We start from the raw sequence: 23543 nt of genomic DNA, 5'->3' as shown, positions 1-23543 counted from the left end.
TGTGGATTTAACTCATTTTAACGAAGATGGTTTGCCAAGAATGGTGGATGTATCTGAAAAGGAAACTACTAAAAGAGTTGCTGTGGCTCATAGTAGGATTTATATGAAAAAAGAAACTATGCAAAAAATCACAGAAAAATCCATCAAAAAAGGCGACGTTTTGAGTGTCGCACAAACTGCTGCGATTATGGCTGCGAAGAAAACATCGGAAATTATTCCAATGTGTCACAATATTTTCATCACAGGTGTTGATGTTAAATTCGAATTAGCAGATGATTTTATAGATATTTTCGTCCAATCAAACACCGAATCAAAAACAGGAATTGAGATGGAAAGTTTGACGGCTGCAAGTGTGGCGGCTCTTACGATTTACGATATGTGCAAGGCTATTGACCGTTCAATGCGAATTACAAATGTTGAGTTACTTCACAAAGAAGGCGGTAAAAGCGGCGTTTACAACAGAAGTGTCGACAGTGATGAGGCGGTTGTAATCGATGTGAATATCAGTGAGAAAAAAGGCGCTGTGAAAACTCCTGTAGAATTTGCAGAACTTAGAGTGGATCACGGATTGGCTGGAGATGCACACGCTGGAAATTGGCACAGACAAGTGTCGCTTTTGGCAGAAGAATCCATCAATAAAATGCGAGAAATGGGTCTTGATTTGAAAGACGGAGATTTCGCTGAAAATATTACAACGAGAAACATTGAACTATTTACACTTCCTGTCGGTCAAGTGTTGACGATTGGAGAATGTGTTCTAGAAGTTACACAAATCGGAAAAGAATGTCACAAAGGTTGTGCGATAAAACAAAAAGTCGGCAATTGTATTATGCCAACGGAAGGAATTTTCTGCAAAGTTTTAAAGGGCGGAATTATTAAGAAAAACGACAAAATCAAGCTTGTAGAATTAAATTAAAAGTTTGTGTTATAATATATTCGGAGTCTGGGGGTGCTTTACGCTGAGATCTTTTTAGAAACCCTTATACCTGCTCATGATAATGCATGCGAAGGGAAGAACTTAGAATGTTTTTTGCGGATACATGGGTTATGTATCCGTTATTTTTTTCCAGTCTCCAAATCAACATAGGAGGTATTTATGGAATATACAACTCAATTAGATGCTGCAAAAAAGAAAATCATTACAAAAGAAATGAAAAGAGTAGCGGAAAAAGAAAATATAGACGTAGAAATTCTTAGAGAAAAAGTTGAAAAAGGATATGTGGTTATTCCTGCAAACAAAAACCACAAATCATTGGATGCTCACGGTGTTGGTGAAGGTTTGAAGACTAAAATCAACGTGAACTTGGGAATTTCAAAAGATTGCTACAACATTGAAAAGGAAATGGAAAAAGTTAGAGTGGCAATCGACATGGACGCAGAAGCGATAATGGATTTGTCAAATTACGGAAAGACTAGACAGTTCAGAGAAGAGCTTATAGACTATTCTCCTGCAATGATTGGAAGTGTTCCGATGTACGATTGCGTTGGAATGTTAGATAAAGAATTGAAGGATATCACTGAAGAAGAATTCTTACAAGTTGTGGAACAACACGCAAAAGACGGTGTGGATTTCATTACAATTCACGTTGGACTTACAAGAGATATCGCTGAACATTTGAAAACAACAGACAGAATTACAAAAATCGTATCACGTGGTGGATCATTATTATTCGCGTGGATGATTGCTAATAACAAGGAAAACCCACTTGTAACAAGATACGACGATGTACTTGAAATCTGCGAAAAATACGACGTCACACTTAGCTTGGGAGATGCTTTAAGACCGGGTTGCATCAATGATGCGACAGATGATTTGCAAATTCAAGAGCTAATCAATTTATCCAGAATGGCAAAAAGAGCCTACGAAAAAAATGTCCAAGTAATGATTGAAGGACCAGGCCACGTTCCAATCGACCAAATCGAAGCGAACATGAAAATCGAAAAAACAATCTGCAACAATGCACCATTCTACGTGTTGGGACCTTTGGTTACAGACATTGCACCGGGATACGACCACATCACATCAGCAATTGGTGGTGCAATCGCAGCAAGTACTGGAGCTGATTTCTTGTGCTATGTAACTCCGGCAGAACATTTGAGACTTCCTAACTTGGAAGATATGAAAGAAGGAATCATCGCTACTAAGATTGCAGCCCATGCTGGAGATATCGCAAAGAAAATCCCTGGAGCAAAAGAAAGAGACGACGAAATGAGCAGAGCCCGATTCAACTTGGATTGGGAAAAAATGTTCGAACTTGCAATTGACAGCGAAAAACCAAAAAAATACAGAAAAGAATCTCAACCAATCGAAGAAGATAGCTGCACAATGTGCGGCAAAATGTGTTCAATGAGAACTGTGAAGAAAGTATTGAACGGGGAAGATGTCAATTTAATTTAGAAAAAATTGATTTAGATAATTTTATGAATTCAACCATCAAGAATATCTTGGTGGTTGTTTTAAATTTGAACGAAATAAAAAAATATTCGAGAAAATCATTGACAATGGTTATTGTTAAGCGTATAATTCTAATAGTATTAGGTAAAAAGGTGATATTATGAATGAAAAATTAGCAAAAGAAGTTATAAGATGCGTGCACAGTATTGGAAAACACCATCCTCACAAACAAATCAACGATTCTGTCAGAGGAGAAAAAATGGCTTTGGGATTTATCAAATCGGAAGGCGGCTCGACTTATCCCAAAGATATTGAGCTTGCTATGGGAATTTCCAGCGCGAGAGTTGCAGCTATTATTAAAAAACTGGAACAACGCGAACTTGTAACAAGAACTGGAGATAAAATCGACAGAAGAAAAACTTTGGTAAGTTTAACTGAAAAAGGAGAAAAAGTCGCCCGAGAAACTGAGGACAAGATAATGTATGCTCTTGGTCAAATGTTTGATGTTTTGGGAGAAGAAGATTCTGAAAATTTCGTCAGAATAATCGACAAACTTATTAAAAATCTGCCAAGGATTAGTAAAGACTGCGAAGAAAAATTTAAAGAAATGGATGATAGTTTTGATAAAAATAATTAGATATTTGAATAAAAAACAATGGATGCAGATACTTTTGAGTTTTGTGTTTATCGTTACTCAAGTGTATTTGGATTTGAAAATTCCGGATTATATGTCGAAAATCACGATGTATGTAGAAAGTCCAGGTCACAGTGTAAGTGATATTATCGGCGAAGGAAAATGGATGCTATTGTGTGCATTCGGATCTTTGATTTCAGCAATTATCGTAGGATATTTAGCGTCGAAGGTATCGGCGTCATTCTCCAAAGATTTGAGGTCTAAAATATTTTCGAAGGTGGAAAGTTTTTCCATGAAAGAAATCAACGAATTTTCCACAGCAAGTTTGATAACTAGATCTACGAATGATATTACTCAAATTCAAATGGTAATAGTGATAGGATTACAAATTTTAATTAAAGCTCCAATAATGGCTGTGTGGGCTATCACGAAAATCTACAACAAGGGATTTGAATGGACAATGGCAACGGCTGTCACTGTGTTGATTTTAATAGTTTTTGTGGCTATTCTTATGATTTTGGTTATGCCGAAATTCAGAATAATGCAAACTTTAACAGATAATATCAACAGGATTTTGCGTGAAAACTTGACAGGACTTGCAGTTATAAGAGCGTATAATTCTGAAGAATTTAGAGAAGGAAAGTTTGAAGAAGCAAATGTTGAATTGACAAATACTCAACTGTTCACAAGTCGTGCAATGAGTACGATGTTTCCTGCGATTAATTTGGGGATGTCTGTTCTAACTCTTGTGATTTATTTTATAGGAGCAGGACTCATCAATGCTGCGAATATGATGGACAAATACGTTTTGTTCTCAAACATGGTTGTGTTCAGTTCGTATGCAATGCAAGTTATCTTGTCATTTATGATGATGAGTATGATATTCATAATGATTCCAAGAGCGAAAATCTCTGCCAATCGTATCAACGAAGTGTTGGATACAGAGCTTTCTATAAAAGATGGAGATGTTGATAGCTCAAATGAAGATTACGAATATGAAATTGAGTTTGACAATGTATCATTCAAATACACAGATTCTGAGCAATATATTTTAAAGGATATTGATTTTAGGGTGAAAAAAGGAGAAAAGGTAGCTATAATAGGTTCCACAGGCTCTGGTAAAAGCACTATCTTGAATTTGCTTTTGAGATTTTATGATGCAACTGAAGGCGTTGTGAAAATTCAAGGAATCGACATTAGAAAGTATAAGCTTAAATTTTTGTACGAAAAAATAGGAGCCGTTTTCCAAAAATCATTCTTATTCAAAGGAAATGTAAAATCGAACATTTCATTTTCAGAAGATGGTATGGATAATAAAAAAGTAGAACAAGCGGCAGATACTTCACAATCTATAGAGTTTATCGACAAATTTGACGAAAAATTTAATCACGAAATCGCACAATTAGGTAAGAATGTTTCTGGGGGACAAAAACAGAGATTGTCCATAGCTAGAGCAATCTACAAAAAGCCAGATATTTTTCTGTTTGACGACAGTTTCTCGGCACTTGATTTCAAAACAGATAGCGAACTTAGACATCAATTGAGAGAAAAAAGCCCATACGCTACAACTATTATTGTCGCTCAAAGGGTTGGTTCGATAATGGATTCAGATCAAATAATCGTACTTGAAAACGGAGAAATAGCAGGAATAGGTAAACACAAAGATTTATTGAAAAATTGTGAAGTGTACAAGGAAATAGCCTACTCGCAATTAACAGAGGAGGAATTAAATGCCTAGACAAACTGTAAATGAAAAACCGAAAAAATTCAAAAAAACATTAAAAGAAATGGTAAGGTATTTGAAGCCTTATTTTCCATTGATATTGATAGCAGTTGTGGCAAGCGTAATAGCGACAATTTTGCAAATAATTGGACCTGATAAATTAAAACTAATCACAGATGAAATCACAAAAGGACTTCCTAAAATTGTCAAAGGAAAACCCGTTGTAACTGCGATTGACATGGATAGCGTAAAATCAATATCGTTGATGCTGTTGATATTTTATCTATCTTCACTTGTGTTGAATTTGTTGCAAAGATTTATCATGGCAGATGTTACACAAAAAATCTCCAAATCATTCAGAGAAGAGATAGCAAAAAAAATCAATAGATTGCCATTTAGCTATTTTGACAACACAACTTTTGGAGACATTCTAAGTAGAGTAACAAATGACGTAGACACAATCAGCCAAAGCTTGAACCAGTCTGTTGGAGCATTGTTAACAAGTATCGTAATGCTTATTGGAACTGTAGTGATGATGATTTATAATTCGGGAATCTTGACGATAACGACGATTTTGTCATCGCTTGTGGGATTTGTGTTCATTACAATAATAATGAAAAAATCACAAAAATATTTCAAAGAACAACAACAAAACTTGGGTGATATCAACGGCCAAATCGAAGAAGTATACACTGGTCACAACGTCATCAAAGCTTACAACGCAGGAGCAAGAGCCGTAGGTGAATTCGAACAAACAAACACGAAACTTTACACTAGTGCATGGAAATCACAATTTTTGTCAGGACTTATGATGCCAATCATGCAATTTGCCGGAAACTTTTCATACGTAATGGTCTGCATAGTCGGAGGAGCATTGGCAATCAACGGCAAAATATCATTCGGAGTTATCGTAGCTTTTATGATTTACGTTAGACTATTTACAAATCCTTTGGCAGATATCGCACAAAGCTTCAACACTTTGCAAAGAGCTGCAGCAGCAGGAGAAAGAGTGTTCGAATTTTTGAATGAAGATGAATTAGAAGAAGAAAACGTCACAGAAAAATTAGAAAAAGCAAAAGGCGAAGTTGAATTCAAAAATGTTAGGTTTGGATATAATCCAGACAAAATCATCATCAAAGATTTCAGCGTAAAAGTAAATCCAGGAGAAAAAATCGCGATCGTTGGTCCAACTGGAGCCGGTAAGACTACGATTGTAAATCTATTAATGAGATTTTACGAAATAAACGACGGACAAATATTGATAGACGGAATTGATACGAAAAACTTATCCAGAGAGAATTTGAGAGACCAATTCTGTATGGTACTTCAAGATTCGTGGGTATTCGAAGCAAGTGTCAGAGAAAACATAACATTCGGAGAAAAAGATATAACTGACGCAGAATTGATAGACGTGTGCAAACGCGTAAACTTGGATCACTTTATCAGAACACTTCCAAATGGATATGACACTATTTTAAACGACAAACAATCATTGTCTCAAGGACAACTTCAACTACTCACAATCGCACGTGCAATGGTAAGTCACGCGCCAATGTTGATACTAGATGAAGCCACAAGCTCCGTGGATACAAGAACTGAAATAATCGTTCAAGATGCAATGGATGAACTTGCAAAAGGAAGAACATCATTTGTAATCGCACACAGATTGTCCACAATCAAAAACGCAGATTTGATACTTGTAATGAAAGATGGAGACATCATAGAAAAAGGAAAACACGACGAATTATTGGCACGAGACGGATTCTACGCACAATTATACAACGCGCAATTTGAAAGAAAATAGCGGTAAATTAAAATAGAGATTGGGAACAGGGAGTCCCAATCTTTTTTTATCTATATTCAAAATTTTTAATAGTGCCTTTAAAATAGACCAAATCATTTTCTGGATAATTCCATACTGCTTCTAAAATTGTTGGTAATTTAATTCCATTTTCGTAAATTTTATACTGGCCACATCTAGCAGTCCATGGTATGTGTTCTATAGAACCATCGGATTTTACAACTGCGCGGTCTTTTGTATAGAATTGAATCATTTCAAACTTATCATTAAAAGTAAAAATACCACTAGCGCTATTTCCATTATAATTTATAGTGGCTCTAATGTTATAAAGATCGATTTCTTCAAAAACTATATTATTTTCCAAAAGAGATGTTGGAATAAATAAAGCTTCTGCTAAATAAGTGCATAACGATGCTTTATCCATTTCAAGTCCTTTTTCGTTGAAAAGGGTAATATTCTTTGCGATAATTCCTGTCATTCTACCTTTAGCATTCATAAAACCATCATAACCTTCAAAAGGTATCCCGTAGAGAGAGCTATCAATAAATGCAATTCTCGATGGATTCTTGGCAAAATTATACTGGTTGTAGTCTATTTTTAACTTTGGCTTTTTTGTATCCTGAATAAAATCAGCGTTCTCGAAGAAAATATTCATATATGACATTTTACTCTTGCCGATAAATCCACTATTTTTGACAAAATTTTTAATTGCAGTTGGATATTTTTCAAAATCGTCATTAGAAATTAAACCATTTTCGATTGATGATTTTTCAATTAATGATTTCAAATCGTGATTAAATGTCGATTTAAGAGGAGAATATGACAAGTTAAAATAGACGATTAAAACTCCTACTAAAGAAATAATAATGCCTATTATGATCATTAACGGTTTATAAAATATATTCATTAGTGCTGTCTCCATATTTTTCAACTTCTTGTAGTCCGGATTCCAACTTATTTAGTAAAACAAAAAAGCTCTGAATATCTGAGTCACTAAAATCTCTAAATAAAAGATTTAATGTATTCAAATGAGAATTATTCATAGTCTCGAAATACTTGTAACATTTATCTGTAAGAACTATTTGCACCGAATTGTTATTTCCTCTTAAAAAATTTATATAACCTTTATTCTTTAGAGGCTGAGCAAGCTTTTTAATATTTTGTCTAGAGCAACCCATCAATTTTCCTATTTGCGTTAAGCTTTTTTTTTCATTTGTAGACGAAGAAATCGCGAGCATTAACCATTGCTTCATTGTTATATCTGTTTGTATTTTTTCGCAAGCGGTTTTTAAACGATTAGAAATAATAAAAATATTAGCAAATATAAACTGCTGTTTTTCAAGTGTTTCCATTGGCATAAATCCTCCTTGGTTCATGTAGTAACTAGTTACTACAATATTAACAAAAGTCATTATAGATGTCAATTATTAAAATTAAAAAAGAAACAAATTTTTAAACTTACAATAAAGTTTTTACTTACTGGGATATTCTAAAATAAAATTTGATATAATAAAAAGATAAAGAGGTGATTAAATGAAACTTGAAATAATAGACATGATAGATGACGGAAGATGTGTCGCAAAATACGAAGGAAAAACAGTGTTCGTGGATGTAGGAAGCGTAGGAGAAATAATCGAAGCAAAGAAAATAAAAGAAAAAAAGAATTTGATATTCGCTACAAAAACAAAAACAATACAACAATCACCTCATAAACAAGAACCGCTTTGCCCACATTTCTACGAATGTGACGGATGCAGCATGCAAGACATTACATATGAAAAAGAATTGGAAATCAAAAAAAATTCCGTACTCAATAAATTGCAACGAATCGCGAAACTAGATATAAAAGATGTCGACATACTCACAAACGCGGAGTATTATTACAGAAACAAAGTAGATTTGAAAGTGGAAAATGGAAAACTTGGATATTACAGCAGAAAAACACACAACCTAACACAAATATCCACTTGTAAAATCGCATCAAAAGCAATAAATGAAATGATAAATTGGTTGGAAAATCAGGATTTGAATGGAATTTCGGAAATCAAAATCAGATCCAATTACAACGACGAAATCCAAATCTCCATGGATTATTTATCAGATGAAATTCTAGAAAATTTAAAATCTGTAGAAAGCATCGTAGAAATTTATACGAAAAATAAAAACTTTGATTTGATTTATAGGAAGAAACAATTTGTGGATAAAATTGGAGACTTATCATTCATAATAAGCCCCAAATCATTCTTCCAAGTAAATAAATATAACACAAGTTTACTCTATGACACAGCAAAACAAATGATGAATGCAAAAGCAAATGACAGAATATTGGACCTTTACTGCGGCATAGGAACAACAACAATGTACATTGGAAATGGCAACAACACAATAGGAGTCGAAGTAGTAAAAGATGCAGTAAAAGATGCCAACCAAAACAAAAAACTGAACAATCTTCAAAGCATTCAGTTTATTGAAGAAAAATCAGAAAACGTCGTAGGAAAACTCACAAAAGAGCACTTCGATATAATACTCGCCGACCCACCACGAAAAGGAATGGACGAAAAAGTCATAGACGCAATAATTAAATCCACCGCAAAAAAACTCGTCTACATCTCCTGTGACCCAGCAACACTATCCAGAGATTTGAAGATGTTAACAGAAAACGGATTTGGAGTTAGAGATGTCAAATTGGTCGATATGTTCGCGAAGACAATGCATGTGGAGACGGTAGCTCTGTTGTCCAAACTAAATACAGAACATCATTTAGATATAGAAATAGGGGAAGATGAATTATCTGAAATTGACTTTTCAAAAGACGCAACTTATGGAGAAATTAAAAAGTATGTGTTAGATAAATACGGACTAAAAGTTTCAAGCCTATATATTGCACAAATAAAAAGGAAACATGGTCTAATAGAGAGAGAAAATTATAATTTTAGTAAGAAAGAAAATCAAAGAGTGCCAAATTGCCCAGAAGAAAAAGAAAAAGCAATCGAAGATGCTTTAGAGCATTTTGGAATGATTTAAATAATATCTAAGATTAAAATTTTTAAAATTAAGACTTAAAAACTTTAAGATTAAAAAGATATGTACTTCTTATATAACCTAAGAAGATTAATTGAAAATCAGGGGAACGATGATGGTAAAATAAAAAATTTTAACAACTAAAGAAGAATTAGGCATTATTGCCAAAGAGGTTTTTATGAAGTTAAAAATACTGAAAAAGACTTGTTAGAATTGAAAATTTTAGATCATTGTGCAGGTTCAGGGGTATTTTTAGTTGATAGTTACCGACGTATAGTAGAAGAAAACTTAAATGGAAAAATGTATTGTGATGATGATAATTTACTTAAATCTCTTTTAACTGATAATATTTATGGTATAGATATTAATGAGGAAGCAATTGATGTTACAATATTTTCTCTTTATTTAACTGTTTTAGACTACAAAGATCCAAAATCATTATCAACTTTTACTTTACCGAATTTAAAAGGAAAAAATTTATTTGTTAGTGATTTTTTTGATGAAGAGAAACTTAGATGGTTAAGCCACATTAACTTTGATTTTGTTATTGGTAATCCACCTTGGGGTAATGTAAAAACAGGTCTTCATTTAGAATATTGTAAAAAAAATGGATACTTTGACAAACAACAAAATAATGAGATTTGTAGAAGTTTTGTTTTCAGAGCTAAAGACTTTTGTAAAGAGCATACTGTTTGTTGTTTTATTTTACATTCTAAATTATTGTATAACCAAAAGAAACCTTCAAAAAGATTCAGGAAATTTTTGCTAAATAAAACTAAAATTCATAGCATAATTGAAATGTCTTCGGTAAGAAAATTAGTTTTTGAAAATGCCGATGCACCCGCAGTAATAATTTCTTTTAGTTACTCAGAAGAAAACAACTTAGACAATATTATAAATTATACATCTATAAAGCCAAATATCTTCTTCAAGCTATTTAATGTTATTGTCATTGAAAGATATGATATAAAGTATGTAGCACAGAATATGCTTATGAGATTTGATTGGGCTTGGAAAACTATTGTATATGGGTTTTCAACTGATTTGACTCTGATTATGAAACTTAAGAATCGTTTTTGTACAATTTCAAATGCTATCGAAAAACAAGAACCTCCTATTATTATGGGGGCAGGAGTAGAATATCAAGATGGTGATAAACAAGACGCTTCTCATTTACTAAACAAAAGGCTTCTTGATTCGTATAAAGGAGTAGACCACTTCTTTGTGAACTCAAATAAAACTACATTGTTTTCGAAATCTAAAGTACATCGTCCTAGGGAAAAAGCGTTGTTCTCTCCTCCTTATGTATTAACTCCAACTGGAGTGAACTGCAATAATTATAAATTACGAGCAGCTTTTAGTGATGAAACATTTGTTTGTAAAAAGACCATGTATATTATTAAAGGAAGCGAGGAGCAAAGACCATTCTTTATGAACTTGGTAGGATTGCTAAACTCATCATTTTATTCTTATTTGAATCTAATGCTTGGAACTTCAATAGGAATAGAACGAGAGCAGCGATTTATGGGGGAAATATTAGAATTTCCTTATATTTTTTCTGAAGATATTGCACATAAAACAGAGCACATTCAGAGTGAAAAAAAGAAAGATGAATTTCTGTGCTTATCAGATTTAGATTCTGAAATCGAAAACCTGGATAATTTAGTATTACAGGAGTTTGGATTGAAAGATAATAAATTTATTGACTATGCAATAAAAATCCAGATACCGGAACTTACGAATAAAGACATTGAGAATATTTACAGAAAGGTATCTGCCGAGGAATTAGTTGATTATAGTGAATGTTTCAAAAAACAATTTACTGCTATCTATAAACGTGTAGAAAAACATATTGAAATTAAATTGTATCATAATGTATTAAACAGATTTTCTATATTTGAGCTGGCCGTTTTAGACGGAAAATCTGATACCACTATTGATTTGGTCGACAATATTGATGATGATAAAGTACTTTTATCAAGATTTTGTGTGTTTTCTCACAATGATAAGTTTCATCAAATTAGAGATGTCATCCACTTTTCTGATAACTCATTTTTTATCATAAAGCCTAATTTTTATAAGTACTGGCATCCTGCAATTGCGGAACTCGATCTTTCCGATGTTATGGAACAAATAATGGAATCGGGAGGTGATGAATGATGGGAGGTTTTAAGCAAAAGTCAATAAATGAAGATTTTCAAAATGGTTTTTATTCTAATATTATTGAAATCATTGAAAAATGTTGTAGCTTAATGAAGCAAAATTGTATTTCTTTAGGGCATAAAATTGATAATAATGAGGTAAAAATACAAAACCATCTATTTCATTATTATTTGGATAATAATTTTACTTTAACTCAACTAGGTTGTGGAAACTTTCCTGTATCATTCCAAATAGAAACACCAGAATCATTTGATGAAAACACAGACACATTTATAGGAAGATGTGATATTAAAGTGACATCAAATAATTATTGGATAAATAAAAACAAAAAAGACTATTTTATTATTGAATGTAAACGAGTTGATGGCAGTAAAAGTCTTAATAAAAAATATATTAATGAAGGTGTCAGTCGTTTTGTTGAGGAGCCTCCTAAATATCCGTCACATCACAATAAGAATATTATGTTCGGATTTGTTGTGAAAAGCATTGATATTTATAATAATTCGATTAAAATTTCTAAAATAAATAGAGAAAAGTTTGGAGAAATATGTCAAGGAAATTTGATTATGGTAAAAGAAAATACAAATGAAGGGTTGCATGAATATATAAGCAACTATAATTTATCGAGAAGCTCATTACAATTGCTTCATATCTTTTTTGATTTTTCATCTATAATAAAGTAGTCTTGATTAAAGATTAAATTTGTGAATTAAAATAATTAATAAATAAATTGAGTGAATTTGTTTTATGTTCTATATAAATACATACAAGAAGGTGAAGAGTGGATAGGTTTGTCTGCTCTTTTTCATGGTAGGGTCAAAAAAATGTATCCAATACTTGACACAAGGGTGGGATAAAAAATATCCTATGTGCATAAGCTCTTGGAAAAACAACTGAGCAGAACTATCGACATATTTCAAATATCCAGAAGGAATAAGAAAGCTAATATATACAACTAATGCCATAGAAAACTTCAATAGGCAACTAAGAAAAGTAACCAAAAATAAAACCATATTTCCAAATGATTATACTTTACAAAAAAGTTTGTATTTAGCAATGGTAGATGCATCAAGCAAATGGACCAATAGAATACGTGGCTGGGATCAAATTTTATCCCAATTATCAATATTTTTTGAAGGGAGGTTTTAAAAATCGAAATAGATAAATAAGTATAATCAGCTGCAAATTTTCATGGAAATTTGACAGTTTATTAAAGTTGTGTAAAATTAAGACAAACTCCATTCCTAAAGGAATGGACTAACATCAATACATAAAAAATGTATTGACCCTTACCCTTTTATCAGGATTTAGGTTGATACACAAAATTATTTACAGACCCTTTCATCAGTTTTTTCACTCTTAGTTATATAATCTATTGCCAAATTTAGAGTTGATTTTATAGGATGTATTTTTTATAATTGCCATACTAGTCACCAGAACTTTCTTTCGATTTATTAAGAAGTAGGGAATGGATCTGCCATATTTCTCTTGATAATTTTTCTATCTGTTTATTCATTGATTCAATTTCATTTTTGTAAATAACACCAGTTGTATTAGTAGCTTTTGCAATCTGGTTTATATTATTTGTTGCATTTGAAAGTAGCCATTGTAGGTTTCTAAATGGTTCTAAATCTACAACATAAATCTCTTTTTCCAATACACATTTTCTAAGAAAGTGGGACATAGTTTTGCAATTTGCAAGTTTCATTTTCTTTTCAAAAATTTCCTTTTCTTCATCTGTTAAATATATTTTTAGTTGATTATTTCTTTTTCTATTATCCATAGTATATCTCCTTATCATAAATTATTGGGGTCTTAGGGTTCTCCCTAACAAGGTAAAATTGATAAAAAAAGAAGCAGTCCATAAAGGTTCTGCTTCATCAATTTTTCGTAAGTGGGTACTCACTTACTGTGCTTGCTATTAAAGTTATAAGCGTTAAGCGTTTATTCAGTTCTATTAATTATACCGCACTTATAGAAGCTAATAAACAACATAGAATAGATTTCAAGGAATATTTCAATATTAACCATATATTCTAAAAATGACAATTGTTTATTCTGCTAATCAGTAATGGAATCAGCTAAGTTGTATAAATCTAAAATAGTTGTTTTAGACAATGTGTGTCATGATTGTATGGTTGATCTAGAAAGGAGATTAGTAGCAGACCTAACAAGACAATTTATAGAGAATTAAATAAAATGTTATCATAAAAAAATATATTTGATAGTGATTATTGACTTCGTTAGTTTCTTTATGCTAAAATATAGTAAACAGTGTTATCTTAAGTTGGGAGGTGAAACTTACTGAGAAACAAAGATGTTACAATAAAGAAAATATTAAAAAGTGCAAAAAGCGAGTTTACAGAACATGGATTCGAAGAGGCTTCTATTCGTACTATTGCTAGAAACGCAGGAATTACACCTGGTGCAATATATAAACATTTTAAGTCTAAAGAAGAAATTTTTAAGGTACTTGTAAGTCCTACACTTAATCACTTATACAGAAGAAGTAAAGAATTGACAAATCAAGCGATTGAAGAAATTAAAGTAAATGGTTTACAAGCTTTTGGAGAAAAATCTGATGATAGTAATAGGGAATTATTGGAATTTATTTACCAAAACGATCCTATAGTTAATCTTCTGTTTAACTGTTCTCAGGGTACGGAATTTGAATCAATTCGTCATGATTTAGTGAATCTCGAAGTGCAGGGTGCTAAGAAATTAATTGAGGTTCTTAAAGAAAAAAAAATAGAAGTAAATGATTTGAATGATGATGAACTTCATGTTCTTTATACAATGGCATGTACGCCTTTATTTGAGGTAATCACACATAGGTATCCATATAATGAAGCCTTAAATTTTATCGATATGATGGAGGCAGCAATGAATTTTGGTTGGAGGAGGATTATTAAATGAAAACATAATATAAAATTAAAAAATAATATATTTTGAAATCGGGTTAATCCCGATTTTCTGCGTTTTATGGAAAGTAAACAAAAATAAGAAAAATTTACCAGTAAAGATTATTTTGAATCAATCATATTGCAACTGGTAAATAAATATAAAAATTTAAATGGAGGTATTCAAATGAATGAAACAAAATTAAAAACAAAAGATTTAGTTAACATCGGCATTTTTTCAGTGATATACATGGCGTTATCAATGGCGGTAATGTTTATTCCTGTGTTTTCTCCGATACTTTGGTTATTATGGCCAGCAATGACAGGCATAATATGTAATTTTATTTACATGTTGCTGGTCTCTAAGGTGCCAAAACCAGGAACGGCTTTACTTTTGATAGCAATTACAGGGATTATATATTTTGCTATAGGAGAATGCACTTTTACGATTGTCATAACTTGCGTTATTGCAGGGGTTTTAGCAGAAATTACTAGAAAAATTTTGGGATATAAAAGTCAAAAAAGCGTAATAGTATCTTCAGGATTGATTTGCATTGGGTTGATTGGCTCACCATTGCCTATGTGGTTGTTCCAAGAATCTTATATGAAATCTATTATTAAAATGGGAATGAGTCCAGAATATGTAAATAAATTACAAACTTTAATTTCAATTCCAACACTTATCGGGATGATCATTACTGCATTTATTGGAGGAGTCATTGGTGCATATATAGGTAAAGCAATGTTCAAAAAACGTTTTGAGAAAGCTGGAATTATGTAAATGGAGGGTATTGTAAGAGGCATTATAAAGCTAAATCCACTAACTGAAATCATTTTTTTGATTTCAGTTAGTATTATTAGCTTTGCAAATAATAGCTTAAAATTAGATTTTTTTATTCTTTTAATGGTTGCTATTATAGCGTTATTTATGGGACTTGTTAAAATATCTTTAAAGGCATTATCTATGTTTGTATTATTACAGGGATTGAAATATTTTGTTTTGCCGATTCTACCAGATGTCATATCAGCACATTTTGGATTATTGGTGATTCATGCTCCTAAGTTAATACCGATTTTTTTAGTTGGTCAAATTCTTGTAAAAACTAATCCTATACGAAATATTATGTATGCCTTAAAAATGATGCATTTTCCAAAAAGCCTAATTATTTCTCTAGCAATAGGCATCAGATATTTTCCATCTTTAAGAGAAGAAAAAATATTAATCTCAGATGCAATAAAAATAAGAGGCGTGACTGGATTTAAAAAGATACAATTAGGACTAATATCTTTAATAGTTACAGCTTCTAATACCGCAGATGAATTAGCTCAGGCTATTACAGTAAGAGGGATAGAAAATCCTGCAAGAAAGACTTTTATGGATGATGCAGGATTTAACATTTGGGATCTAATAATTATTCTATTATGTATTCTGATATTCTTTAATGTAAAGTTCAAGTTATTTTTATAAGAGGTACGAAACATGATTAATATAAATGAAGCTTCATATTCCTATAAGAGAAGCTTAGAAGACCAGTTAAAGAAAATTTCAATAAAGATTAATCAAGGAGAAGTTATCTTATTATGCGGAAAATCTGGTTCTGGGAAAACAACTATAACAAAATTAATCAATGGATTGATTCCTCATTTTTTAGAGGGAAATTTATTAGGAAATATTTTTATAAATGGGATAAACACAAAACAAATGAAGATATATGAAATTTCTGAAAAAGTGGGAACAATTTTTCAAAATCCCAAAACACAGTTTTTTAATTTAGATTCAGATAGTGAACTAACATTTGGATTAGAAAATTTAGGTGAAAACCCTGATAAAATAAAAAGACAAGTTTTTAAAGTAGTACGTGATTTAGGAATTGAAAGATTAAAAAATAGAAATGTTTTTATGATGTCAGGTGGAGAAAAGCAATTACTTGCTATTGCATCTATTTATGCTACCAATCCAGATGTATATGTGTTTGATGAACCTTCTGCAAATATTGATGAGTATGGCATTGAAAGAATAAGAGAGATGCTTATAAATCTTAAAGCTCAGGGCAAGACAATTATTATTTCTGAACATAGACTCTATTATTTAATGGATTTAATTGATAGAGCTATTTATTTACAAGACGGAAAAATAAAATATGTTTTTTCAAATGTGGAATTTTCTTCAATTAGTGATGACTCACGAAAGAAACTAGGACTTAGAACTTTTGTAAGAAAGAAAAATGATGATTTTGCAAATCCTGTCACATTTTGTGAATCTGATGACTTTGTAGTTTCAAATTTAGAATATGAAAATAAGAAACAAAAAATTTTAGATAAGATAAATATTTCCGGAAACAAGGGAGATATTATTGCAATAACAGGTAAAAATGGTCAAGGAAAAACAACATTAATGAGAATTTTGTGTGGACTGTTGAAAGAAAACGAAGGAAAAATAAGCTTTAAAGGAAGTCCCATAAAATATAAAAAACGAAGAGAACTTTGTTATATGGTTATGCAAGATGTAATTCACCAGTTTTTTTCTGAATCTGTAAGAGATGAATTTAGTTTATTTGATTCTAAAATAGATGAAAAGCAAATAGATAATATTCTAGAAAAATTAGATCTTAAAAAATTAGATAATCGTCATCCTATGTGCTTATCAGGAGGTCAAATGCAGAGACTTTCTGTAGCATTGGGGATGTTAATTGATAGAGAAATTATTATTTTGGACGAACCAACGAGAGGACTTGATTATACAAATATGCTCGAAATAAGCAAAGTCATTAAAGAATTTTCAAATAATAAAATTATATTTATTGTTACGCATGATAATGAATTGATTGATAGTACATGTAATAAAATGTTGGAGATTTGCGATGGCAGAATAAAAAGATTTTATGAAAGAAGGTAAAAGATGGATATCTTAAAGGGACATAAAAGCAAGATTTTCGCAGCTGTATTCATTGCGATAATAGGAGTAGGATTTGGTGTAATACCTTATTTTTCTGTAGCAGCCATTATTAATAACTTGGTTGCAAAAAATACAAATTTAAATAATTATTATCCATATATTATTGCTGTATTTCTGGGATTTATGGCAAGTATATTATTTCATGAAATATCTACTATTATTTCTCATAATCTTGCTTACAGGATTATTGAAGATAAAAGAAAGTTATTAGCTGACAAATTAAGTAAAATTTCTATGGGAGAAGTTGAAAGAAAAAGCAGTGGACAGTGGTCTCAATTTATGGTGGAAACACTTGATAAAATGGAAAAACCGATTGCTCATGTGATTCCAGAAGTTATTGCTAATATATTCATTCCTATAGTATTGGTCATAACAATTTTTATAATGGACTGGAGAATAGGAATTGCAAATTTACTTACAATTCCATTGGGATTATTGTTTTCAATGTTAATGATGCGAGGTTATGAAGAAAAATCTAAAAGATACCAAGAAGCAGCTAAAGCTATGAATACGACAATGGTTGAATATGTAAATGGTATTAAAGTTATAAAAGCATTTAATAAATCAGCATCATCATTTGGGAAATTTAGAAAGACTGTTGAAGAAAATAAGAACGCAATGCTTGATTGGTACTTGAGTGTTTGTTTTTCAATGACAGCAACTATGGAAACTATCCCGTCAACTATGGTATTCGTTTTACCAGCTTCCTTGTATTTCTTTATGAAGGGTAGTGTTGAAGTAGGGACTCTTATCATGTGTATATTGCTATCATATGCTTCATATAAACCATTAATAAAAGCTATGAGTCATATGGAAACAATAGCAAATATAAAAGTTGTATTTGAAGAAATAAAAAAAATAATGGAAATTCCTAACTTAAAAAGAGGAGAAGAAGTAAGAGATATAAAATCTTATGATGTAGAGTTTAAAGATGTTACATTTGCATATGAAGAGTCAAAGAATGTATTAAATAATATTTCGTTTAAAGCAAATGAAAATGAGTTAACTGCAATTGTAGGAAATTCAGGTGGTGGAAAGTCTACTATTACAAAACTAATCGCAGGATTTTGGAATGTTTCTAATGGAGAAATTTTAATTGGAAAAACAAATTTGAACGAATTGCCATTAAAACAGAATATGGAGCTTGTTAGCTATGTGTCGCAAGAAAACTTTCTTTTTAATAAAACAATATTAGAAAATTTAAAGATGGCGAAGGAAGATGCGAGTATGGATGAAATTGAAGAGGCTTGTGAAAAAGCGAGTTGCTATAATTTTATAAAGGGACTACCAAATGGATATGAAACTATTGTAGGGAAGGGAGGAGCAAATCTTTCTGGAGGAGAAAAGCAAAGAATTGCAATAGCTAGGTGTTTTTTAAAGAATAGTCCTATTGTACTACTTGATGAAGCAACAGCATATTCTGATCCTGACAATGAATCAGTTATTCAACAGTCTATTGATAAGTTAATTAAAGATAAAACAGTGATTATGGTAGCTCACAGGTTATCTACAATTGTAAATGCAAATAAAATAATTGTGGTGGATAATGGAGAAATAATTGAAGAAGGCACTCATAAACAATTACTAGAGTTAAATGGGAGATACAAAAAAATGTGGGATGTATATACAGAATCTAAAGAAATCGAGGTGATATAAAGTGAGAGAATTGATAAAAACTTTATATGAGGTGTCAGGGTCATATTCAAATAAAATAACAAAAATGCTTATTTTTGATGTATTTAAGGGAGTATTTGAAGGAGTTTCTTTAGGTGCAATTCTATTATGTTTGACCAAAATTTGTGAAAATATATTCACGAACCAAAGCATTTTAATAAAAGATGTGTATACTGTTTTTATTATTGCAGCTATAAGTGTGGTGGGAAAAATTATATTTGGATATCTGGCTGATAAAAACAAATATATTGCTTCGTACAATTTAGGAGCAGAAAATAGATTATATATTGGTGATCGTTTAAAAAATGTAAACATGGGATATTTCAGCACAAATTCTTTAGGGAATATAGCAGGAGCATTGTCAACTGTTATAGGTGAACTTGAAACAATAGGAGTTTTTATTATTGAACAAATGCTTGTAGGAACAATACAGACACTAATTATGGTTATTTTCATACTACCTTATGATTTTGCAACAGCTATAATTATATTGTTGACTTTGATTGTTGGAACCTTAGTAAACTTATTCACACAAAAAAGCACAGATCAACTAACAGAGAGATTGTTAGGACTTAAATTGGATTTAAGTGAAAAAATGCTTGAGTATGTAAATGGGATAGGAATAACTAAAGCATTTGGAAAAGATCAAAATACAGTTAAGGAACTAAACGAAAGTATTACAAAAAGTCGCAAAGGTTTCCTTGCTGTAGAAAAAATTTTAGTTCCAACACAGTTTTTATTCTTGTTAGTATTTAAACTTGGTATTTGTGTGATAATTTTTAGTTCTATAATAAGATATTTATCAGGGGATATTGAAGTTACTAAAGCTATTATATTAATTGTTATGAGTTTTGTTGTTTTTTCTGGATTTGAATTAGCAGGAAGTATGCAGAGTATTAAGGGTGTTGCCGTACGAAATCTTAATACTGTTATAAATTTAAGAAATTTGCCTGTAATTGAAGAAGGTGAAATGACAGAAGTAGATAAAGCAGAAATATCAATGAATAATATTTCATTTTCTTATGGAAAAGAAAATCTTTTCAATAATTTAAGTATGCTTGTTCCAGATGGAAAAACTACTGCTCTTGTTGGATTTTCAGGAAGTGGTAAAACAACACTTTGCAATTTAATGGCGAGGTTTTGGGATGTAAATTCTGGCGAAGTAAAAGTTGGAAATCTAAATATTAAACAGTACAAGTATGATGAATTGCTTTCAAATTTTAGCTTTGTTTTTCAAGACGTGTATCTTTTTGATGATACCATAAAAAACAATATTAAGTTTGGTAATCCAAATGCAACAGATGAAGAAATGATAGATATTGCCAAAAAAGCTCAGTGCCATGATTTTATTATGAAATTGCCACAAGCTTATGAAACGGTTTTGCAAGAAGGGGGGTCAAATCTATCGGGTGGTGAGCGTCAACGAATTTCTATTGCAAGAGCCATGTTAAAACCGAGTAGGTTTGTAGTTCTTGATGAGGCAACTTCGAGCGTAGATCCAGAAAATGAAAAAGAATTATTGATTGCTTTGAAAAACTTATTAAAAGGCAAAACCGTTATTGTAATTGCACACAAGCTTTCTACTGTAAAAAATGCAGATCAGATAGTTGTTTTAAAAGATGGTGTTATAAAACAAGTAGGAACACATAGTGAACTTGCATCTAAACATGGAATATATAAGGATTTTATTGAAATCAGAAAACAATCTGAAAAGTGGAAGATTTAAAAATGGGTTCATTTGAAACAAAATTAAAAAGATAATTAATAATTAGTTTAAGAACGGTTTTAAAAGAATGGAGGTAAAATATGCAAAAAAATATAATTAAGATAAACTTACCTTTTTTCTTTGGTTTAAGCTGTTTACAAGTTAGATAACTCAGTTAAAAAATTAAATATAATTCTTATCAGAGAGAGTTTCTTTTATTTTAGAGGATTTATGCCTAATAGCATAAGTCCTCATTTTTTTATGCTCAAATTAATCATTGAAACTCAAAAATACTATAAAAAATAAAAACTTTGGTTGCCAAAGAGGGCAAATTTCACTTTATAAAGTGAGGGGTATTTTGTCATCTTTTTATAAAAATCCAAATACTTTGAAGTGTGAAGATTCTTGAAATTGATTATGTGAGATTAGCATATTTCAAATTTAATTCACTTACAAAGGTAAAAAAATAACTTACATAGGAGGTTAAAATGCAAGCAATAAAGATTTATAGTATGAGAGTTGCTATGTTATGTAGACTTTATGATCTTAAATTAATTAATGATATGGAATATACAAAAATTAAGAACAGGTTAGAAAATGATTATAAGAAGATGGATAGAAAGTAATTGTTCTTGTGATATAATAACACTGTAGAAAGATACAAAATGGGAAGGAGGTAAAATGAATACTAAAGTAAAAGTAATAAAAGCTTCAAATACAGGAGCAAGAAATAGAAATGCACTACATTTAGATTTAAAACGTGTTGCAGCATATTGTAGAGTAAGCACAGATAGTAAAGACCAACTTGAATCATATAAATCGCAAGTTGATTATTATACAAATCTAATAAAAAATAATAAAAACTGGATTTTAGCTGGTATATACGCAGATGAAGCAACTACAGGAACAACTGCTACTAAAAGAGCAGACTTCATGAGACTGATTAGTGATTGTCAAAATGGAGATATAGACATGATAATTACTAAATCTATATCAAGATTTGCTAGAAATACATTAGATACCTTAAAGTATGTAAGACTATTAAAGGAAAACAATGTTGGTGTAGTATTTGAAGAAGAAAATATAGATACTTTGACAATGGATGGAGAGCTATTATTAACAATATTAAGTTCAGTAGCTCAACAAGAAGTAGAAAATACCTCAGCCCATGTTAAAAAAGGACTGAAAATGAAAATGGAAAAGGGGGAGCTTATTGGTTTTCAAGGTTGTCTTGGCTACGACTATGACCCTATAACAAAAAGTATCTCTATAAATGAAGAAGAAGCCAAAATTGTCAGATATATCTTTAAAAGATATTTAGAAGGCAATGGTGGTTCGGTCATTGGTAGGGAACTAGAAGAACAAGGATATCTCACCCCTAGAGGTAAAACAAAATGGTCAGACACTACAGTGTTAGGAGTAATTAAAAATGAAAAGTATATTGGCGATATACTAATGGGAAAAACTTTTACAGTTGATCCCATAACAAAAAGAAGACTAGCAAACTTTGGTGAATCTGATAAATATCACATCGAAAATCATCACGAGCCAATTATATCAAAAGAAGACTTTGAAAAGGCACAAGAGATTAGACTCAGGAGAGCACAAAATAGAAACACCATTGCTAACAAGGATAGGAAGAGAGAAAAACTATCAAGACAATACGCTTTTTCAAGTATGCTGGAATGTGGATTTTGTGGAGAGATACTTTCAAGAAGAACTTGGCACACCAGTTCCATTTACAAAAAAATTAACTGGCAATGTGTAAAGTCAACAAAAAAAGGTAAAAAATATTGTCCTCATTCAAAGGGGATACAAGAAGCAGCGATAGAAAAAGCTTTTGTTGAAAGCTACAGACAATTATGCCAAACAGATTCAACAGTAATAGATGACTTTTTAAAAATTGTAGAAGAAGAAATAAATGATAATACTTTAGTCAAAGATTTGAAAAAGATAGAAAACCAATTAAATAGAATCATTGGTCAAGAAAGAAAGTTAGTTAATCTTCATTTAGAAGATAGTATAGATGAAGAAGTTTATGCTAAAAAGTATAAAAAACTTACAAAACAAAAAGAAGAATTACTTGATGAAAAGAAAACACTAGAACTAACGATAAAAGATGAAAACTCTATTAAAGAAAGACTAAAGCAATTTAAAAAAGTCTTAGAAAATAAAGAAATTATAGAGGAATTTAACAGAACAGTATTTGAAAGTATAGTGGATAAAGTCGTGGTTGGAAGAATTGACAAAGACGGAACAGTCCACCCATATGACCTGACATTCTACTTCAAAACAGGAGTTAAAGATAGTCAAAATTCTAATAAATTCAAAGATAAAAGAAAAAATGCCAAAGACAATGACATTGATAAATTGTGCTCCTACAAAAATGACGAGGATGAAAAATTATGTTACCAAGCAAAAGACAACGCACGTTGAAGCCCTAACCCTGCTTTCACGCGATTAACACAGTTAATCGATGTGAAACAGCGGTAGGTGCCATGCCAAGAATCTCCAAGAGAAGTGTCTGTTGAAGAGCTTCGATTGGCAATATTCGACGGCGGAGGCTCTAGT

At 31.2% G+C, this 23543-nt stretch carries 19 protein-coding genes, 3 pseudogenes and 1 riboswitch; of the genes and pseudogenes, 18 read left to right on the top strand and 4 right to left on the bottom strand.

Going from position 1 to position 23543, the window contains the following annotated elements:
• Position 1 precedes the first annotated feature (1 nt).
• The 5 genes from B9N53_RS06465 to B9N53_RS06445 all read left to right on the top strand — a co-directional run bounded on the left by B9N53_RS06465 (position 2) and on the right by B9N53_RS06445 (position 6556).
• The gene (locus B9N53_RS06465; RefSeq protein ID WP_094204201.1) at positions 2 to 916 is read left to right on the top strand and encodes a cyclic pyranopterin monophosphate synthase MoaC/MOSC-domain-containing protein; all 915 of its coding nucleotides are present in this window, start codon (positions 2 to 4) and stop codon (positions 914 to 916) included.
• Positions 917 to 935: 19 nt separating this feature from the next.
• A riboswitch (TPP riboswitch) is annotated at positions 936 to 1030 on the top strand.
• A gap of 66 nt (positions 1031 to 1096) precedes the next feature.
• On the top strand, positions 1097 to 2398 hold the full coding sequence (thiC, locus tag B9N53_RS06460; RefSeq protein ID WP_094204200.1) for a phosphomethylpyrimidine synthase ThiC: 1302 nt from the start codon (positions 1097 to 1099) through the stop codon (positions 2396 to 2398).
• 157 nt (positions 2399 to 2555) lie between these two features.
• Entirely contained in the window at positions 2556 to 3032 is a 477-nt protein-coding gene (locus B9N53_RS06455; RefSeq protein WP_094204199.1) for a MarR family winged helix-turn-helix transcriptional regulator, read from the top strand.
• Positions 3007 to 4767 carry an ABC transporter ATP-binding protein gene (locus tag B9N53_RS06450; protein ID WP_094204198.1) on the top strand — a complete coding sequence of 587 codons (1761 nt, stop codon included), beginning with the start codon at positions 3007 to 3009 and terminating at the stop codon, positions 4765 to 4767. The genes B9N53_RS06455 and B9N53_RS06450 overlap by 26 nt, the downstream gene beginning before the upstream one ends.
• Positions 4760 to 6556: an ABC transporter ATP-binding protein gene (locus B9N53_RS06445; protein WP_094204197.1), complete on the top strand. Its 1797-nt coding sequence runs from the start codon at positions 4760 to 4762 to the stop codon at positions 6554 to 6556. The genes B9N53_RS06450 and B9N53_RS06445 overlap by 8 nt, the downstream gene beginning before the upstream one ends.
• A gap of 46 nt (positions 6557 to 6602) precedes the next feature.
• Here B9N53_RS06445 and B9N53_RS06440 read toward each other — a convergent pair whose 3' ends face one another.
• Positions 6603 to 7460, bottom strand: coding sequence for a DUF6544 family protein (locus tag B9N53_RS06440; protein WP_094204196.1), 858 nt, complete (start codon positions 7458 to 7460; stop codon positions 6603 to 6605).
• The gene (locus tag B9N53_RS06435) at positions 7444 to 7911 is read right to left on the bottom strand and encodes a hypothetical protein (protein ID WP_094204195.1); all 468 of its coding nucleotides are present in this window, start codon (positions 7909 to 7911) and stop codon (positions 7444 to 7446) included. Before B9N53_RS06435 ends, B9N53_RS06440 begins: the two co-directional genes overlap by 17 nt.
• 175 nt (positions 7912 to 8086) lie before the next feature.
• Here B9N53_RS06435 and rlmD point away from each other — a divergent pair, with 175 nt between their 5' ends.
• From rlmD to B9N53_RS09380, 4 genes and pseudogenes are all read left to right on the top strand, one after another.
• The gene (gene rlmD, locus B9N53_RS06430; RefSeq protein WP_094204194.1) at positions 8087 to 9577 is read left to right on the top strand and encodes a 23S rRNA (uracil(1939)-C(5))-methyltransferase RlmD; all 1491 of its coding nucleotides are present in this window, start codon (positions 8087 to 8089) and stop codon (positions 9575 to 9577) included.
• Positions 9578 to 9724: 147 nt separating this feature from the next.
• Positions 9725 to 11734 carry an Eco57I restriction-modification methylase domain-containing protein gene (locus B9N53_RS06425; RefSeq protein WP_094204193.1) on the top strand — a complete coding sequence of 670 codons (2010 nt, stop codon included), beginning with the start codon at positions 9725 to 9727 and terminating at the stop codon, positions 11732 to 11734.
• Complete coding sequence (locus B9N53_RS06420; protein ID WP_094204192.1) at positions 11731 to 12420, top strand: hypothetical protein; 690 nt, start codon at positions 11731 to 11733, stop codon at positions 12418 to 12420. Before B9N53_RS06425 ends, B9N53_RS06420 begins: the two co-directional genes overlap by 4 nt.
• Positions 12421 to 12616: 196 nt before the next feature.
• Positions 12617 to 12886, top strand: a pseudogene (locus B9N53_RS09380) (transposase); the annotation flags it as partial.
• 185 nt (positions 12887 to 13071) lie between these two features.
• Here the strand turns inward: B9N53_RS09380 and B9N53_RS09585 are convergent.
• Both B9N53_RS09585 and B9N53_RS06410 read right to left on the bottom strand, forming a co-directional pair.
• Positions 13072 to 13146: pseudogene (locus B9N53_RS09585) on the bottom strand (relaxase); the annotation flags it as partial.
• A 17-nt stretch (positions 13147 to 13163) separates the two neighbouring features.
• Positions 13164 to 13520 (bottom strand): plasmid mobilization protein, encoded by a 357-nt coding sequence (locus B9N53_RS06410; protein ID WP_000370325.1) that lies wholly within the window; start codon positions 13518 to 13520, stop codon positions 13164 to 13166.
• 521 nt (positions 13521 to 14041) lie between these two features.
• Between B9N53_RS06410 and B9N53_RS09525 the strand changes: the two are divergent.
• The 9 genes and pseudogenes from B9N53_RS09525 to B9N53_RS06375 all read left to right on the top strand — a co-directional run.
• Positions 14042 to 14146, top strand: a pseudogene (locus tag B9N53_RS09525) (TetR/AcrR family transcriptional regulator); the annotation flags it as partial.
• Positions 14147 to 14254: 108 nt separating this feature from the next.
• Positions 14255 to 14653 (top strand): hypothetical protein, encoded by a 399-nt coding sequence (locus B9N53_RS06405; protein ID WP_223420581.1) that lies wholly within the window; start codon positions 14255 to 14257, stop codon positions 14651 to 14653.
• A 171-nt stretch (positions 14654 to 14824) separates the two neighbouring features.
• A complete protein-coding gene (locus tag B9N53_RS06400; RefSeq protein WP_005957903.1) occupies positions 14825 to 15418 on the top strand; it encodes an MptD family putative ECF transporter S component in 594 nt (197 codons plus the stop codon).
• Positions 15419 to 16105: an energy-coupling factor transporter transmembrane component T family protein gene (locus tag B9N53_RS06395; protein WP_094204190.1), complete on the top strand. Its 687-nt coding sequence runs from the start codon at positions 15419 to 15421 to the stop codon at positions 16103 to 16105.
• Between the two features lie 12 nt (positions 16106 to 16117).
• A complete protein-coding gene (locus B9N53_RS06390) occupies positions 16118 to 17533 on the top strand; it encodes an ABC transporter ATP-binding protein (protein WP_094204189.1) in 1416 nt (471 codons plus the stop codon).
• 3 nt (positions 17534 to 17536) lie between these two features.
• Positions 17537 to 19249 carry an ABC transporter ATP-binding protein gene (locus B9N53_RS06385; protein WP_094204188.1) on the top strand — a complete coding sequence of 571 codons (1713 nt, stop codon included), beginning with the start codon at positions 17537 to 17539 and terminating at the stop codon, positions 19247 to 19249.
• Between the two features lies 1 nt (position 19250).
• Positions 19251 to 20993 carry an ABC transporter ATP-binding protein gene (locus B9N53_RS06380; RefSeq protein WP_094204187.1) on the top strand — a complete coding sequence of 581 codons (1743 nt, stop codon included), beginning with the start codon at positions 19251 to 19253 and terminating at the stop codon, positions 20991 to 20993.
• 467 nt (positions 20994 to 21460) lie between these two features.
• Complete coding sequence (locus B9N53_RS09205) at positions 21461 to 21598, top strand: hypothetical protein (protein WP_192867306.1); 138 nt, start codon at positions 21461 to 21463, stop codon at positions 21596 to 21598.
• 55 nt (positions 21599 to 21653) lie between these two features.
• A complete protein-coding gene (locus B9N53_RS06375) occupies positions 21654 to 23408 on the top strand; it encodes a recombinase family protein (protein WP_094204186.1) in 1755 nt (584 codons plus the stop codon).
• Positions 23409 to 23543: the final 135 nt, after the last annotated feature.

The organism is Finegoldia magna (assembly GCF_002243175.1).
Taxonomy (GTDB): Bacteria; Bacillota; Clostridia; order Tissierellales; family Peptoniphilaceae; genus Finegoldia; species Finegoldia magna_J.
The sequence above is the reverse complement of the archived record's forward strand: the minus strand, read 5'-3'. Positions and strand labels throughout refer to the sequence as shown.